The organism is Brevundimonas sp. (assembly GCF_031082345.1).
In the GTDB taxonomy this organism is placed as follows: Bacteria; Pseudomonadota; Alphaproteobacteria; order Caulobacterales; family Caulobacteraceae; genus Brevundimonas.
Window position 1 is genome coordinate 1 of sequence record NZ_JAVHLH010000316.1, and the last position, 2810, is coordinate 2810.

4 protein-coding genes are annotated in these 2810 nt (G+C 72.5%); 2 read left to right on the forward strand and 2 right to left on the reverse strand.

The genetic code is table 11. The features are described from left to right. Together RDU12_RS14595 and RDU12_RS14600 are read left to right on the forward strand one after the other, a co-directional pair. A partial coding sequence (locus RDU12_RS14595) for a hypothetical protein (RefSeq protein ID WP_308685350.1) occupies positions 1-239 on the forward strand: 239 nt, incomplete at its 5' end. Then, entirely contained in the window at positions 236-1051 is an 816-nt protein-coding gene (locus RDU12_RS14600; RefSeq protein WP_308685351.1) for a M23 family metallopeptidase, read from the forward strand. The genes RDU12_RS14595 and RDU12_RS14600, both read left to right, overlap by 4 nt. A 2-nt stretch (positions 1052-1053) precedes the next feature. Here RDU12_RS14600 and RDU12_RS14605 read toward each other — a convergent pair whose 3' ends face one another. Together RDU12_RS14605 and RDU12_RS14610 are read right to left on the reverse strand one after the other, a co-directional pair. Further along, on the reverse strand, positions 1054-1881 hold the full coding sequence (locus RDU12_RS14605; protein ID WP_300293018.1) for a hypothetical protein: 828 nt from the start codon (positions 1879-1881) through the stop codon (positions 1054-1056). A gap of 44 nt (positions 1882-1925) precedes the next feature. After that, a partial coding sequence (locus RDU12_RS14610) for an ATP-dependent helicase C-terminal domain-containing protein (RefSeq protein WP_308685353.1) occupies positions 1926-2810 on the reverse strand: 885 nt, incomplete at its 5' end.

The window sequence follows — 2810 nt, forward strand, 5'->3', positions numbered from 1 at the left end:
CGCGCGTCGCCGCCGCCCAGGTTCCGGACGCCGCCGGGCGAGCCCTGGCGCTGGCCCGGGCCCGCGGCCTGACCAACGTCCGTACCGAACGGACCGAATACGGGGTCGATGTGACCTTCAGCCGTTTCGGCGCCGCCTATAACGTCAGCCTGATTTGCGAGGGCGCGCCGAACTGCACCGAGGCGGACGCCATCACCTTCGCGGCCGGGCTGCAGATGATCGGCGGAGGCGCGGCGTGAGGCGGCTGGCGGTCGCCGGGCTGCTGCTGACGCTGACGGCCTGCGCGCCCGGCGGCTGCCAGCCGGCGGGCGCGCCGGAGACCGGCGACCCGAACCCGGTGGAAGAGCCCCTGCCGGGCGATCCGGACCTCCCCGCCGAAGAGCCCGAGGCCCCGCCGGCCCCGGAGCCGCCGACCTGGCCGCACGAGCCGGGCGGCGATCTGCACCCCGGATCGGGTTCGGGGGCGACCGACGCCACCCTGTGGGCCGCCGGCATGCGCTTTCCGATGGAGGCCGCGCCCGCCTACGCCAACTCGCAGGTCTATGGCTACGGCGGCTATCTGGCGCCGGGCCCCGGAGGCCAGTGCGACGCGCGCAACTACGACTATCCGTGGCGCGACAATTTCTGCGAGACGCGGTCGTGGACCAACGGCATGTGCCCGGCCGGCAAGGGCCATCAGGGGCAGGATATCCGCCCGGCCACCTGTGAGAAGAAGGTCCACTGGGCCGTGGCGGCCGAGAGCGGGCGGATCACCTCGATCGGCAGCTACACCGTGACCCTGCTGGGCGCGTCCGGGCGCATCTACCGCTATCTGCACCTGGACATGGCCGGGGTGCACGCCCTGTTCCCCAATTCCGCCTCGCGCGATGTCGCGCGCGGGCAGCATCTGGGCAAGGTGTCCGCCGACTTCGGCGGCAACGCCACCACCATCCACCTGCATTTCGAGATCAAGGCGCCGGTGGACAACGGCGGCGGGGCGACGGTGATGTTCGTGCCGACCTATTCCAGCCTGGTCGACAGCTACGGGCGACTGCTGAACAGCGCCTCCTGAGTTCAGTCCTGTTCGGGGACGGGGCTGAAGGCCAGACCGTTGCCGACCTGGTCGAGCGTCAGCAAGGGGCCCGGCGGCAGACGCGTCCACACCGCCGGCGGCGGCGTATCGACGTCGATCGAGGAGCGGACCGTGCTGACGCGGCGGGTCGAGAAGTTGACGCTCCGGTCGACGGTTTCGCCGGTGTTGCGGGCGACTTCCGAATAGTCGTGGCCGATCAGGCGGAAGGCGCCGTCCTGCCAGCGGAAGCGGGTGGTGGCGTTGAACATCGTCCATCCGCCGGCCGAAGCGAAGAAGTCGAGGCGGACCGACAGGACGCCGTTGCGGATTTCGGGCGGCTGCTCCAGCGGGTCCGTCAGGTTGGGTTCCACCCGTCTCGGGATGAAGGTGTGGTTCCGGGCGACGAGGTCATAGCCGCCGTCGCGGGCGAATCCGACGACCAGCATGCGCGGGTTGGTGTCCAGCGGGTCCTGGCCGAAGCCGTCATGCCGAACGAGGTTGGCGGGATCTTGCTGATGCAGGACGAGGACGAGGTCGGCGCGACCGTCCGCGTTCAGATCGCCTTCGACGGCATGCTCGGTCCGCCAACCCGCCGGTGTCACGGCCGCCGCATCGGTGAAGCGAGAGGGCAGCGGCGGATAGACCGCGGCGGGGATGCCCAAGGGGTTGTCGTCGCCGACAGGAACGACGACGGGGGCCGTGGACTGCAGCGGTTGCGGCGCCCCGGCGGGCGGCGCGTCCGGCGCGCTCGCAGGTTCGGGGTCCTGGCGCGCGGACTGGCCGCAGGCGATCAGGGCCAGACACGCGGTCGCCGCCAGTATTTGTTTCATTGACCCCTCCGCTCCGAGCACCCTGACCCATCGGCGGGACGCCGTCACCTCCCTCGCGGTTTGGCCCGGGTGGTGGGCTCGGCCTGGGTCGGGTCCTCGGGCCAGGGGTGCCGGGGGTAGCGACCGCGCATCTCGGAGCGGACGGCGGCCCAGCTGCCGGACCAGAAGCCGGGCAGGTCCTTCGTCACCTGCACCGGGCGGCGCGCGGGCGACAGCAGGGCGAGGGTCAGCGGAACGCGGCCGCCGCCGATGGTCGGGTGGACCGCGACGCCGAACAGCTCCTGCACGCGGATGTCGACGCGCGGCCCGCCCTCGGCGGCGTAGTCGATGGCGGCCGAACCGAGCGGGGTCTCCAGCCGGGCGGGGGCGAGGTCGTCGAGGGCGCGCTGGCGGTCCCAGGGGATCAGGGCGCGGAGCCCCTGCTCCAGGGCGCCGTCGGGGATGGCGTCGAGCGACTGGACGGAGTCGAGCAGAGGCCACAGCCAGGTCTCTCGGGCGGCGACGAGGCCCGTGTCCGAGGCATCCGGCCAGCCGTCGTCGAGCGTGCGCAGGAAGGCGAGACGGGCGCGCAGGGCGGAGGACCGCTCGCCCCAGCGCAACGCCCTGAGACCGTCGCGCTCGACCTCGGCCTTCAGGGCGGCGGTGATCTGGGCCCGGTCGGGGGCGCCGACGATCTTCTCGCCGACGACGATGGCGCCGATGCGTCGGACGCGGCGCAGGACCATGCGGCCCGAGGGCTCGCGCGACAGCCGATCCTCGACCTTGAGCCGGCGCCCGAGCGCGGCGGGGTCGAGCGGCGCGGCGAGGCCCCAGACCCTTCGTCGCCAAGGCTGGTTCGGTCGCAGCAGGACGAAGGGCCTGTTCCCAAGCAAGAGTCTGGAGCAACGGGCGGCGAACCGCCCATTGCTCTGGCCTTCAGCGTCGTCGAC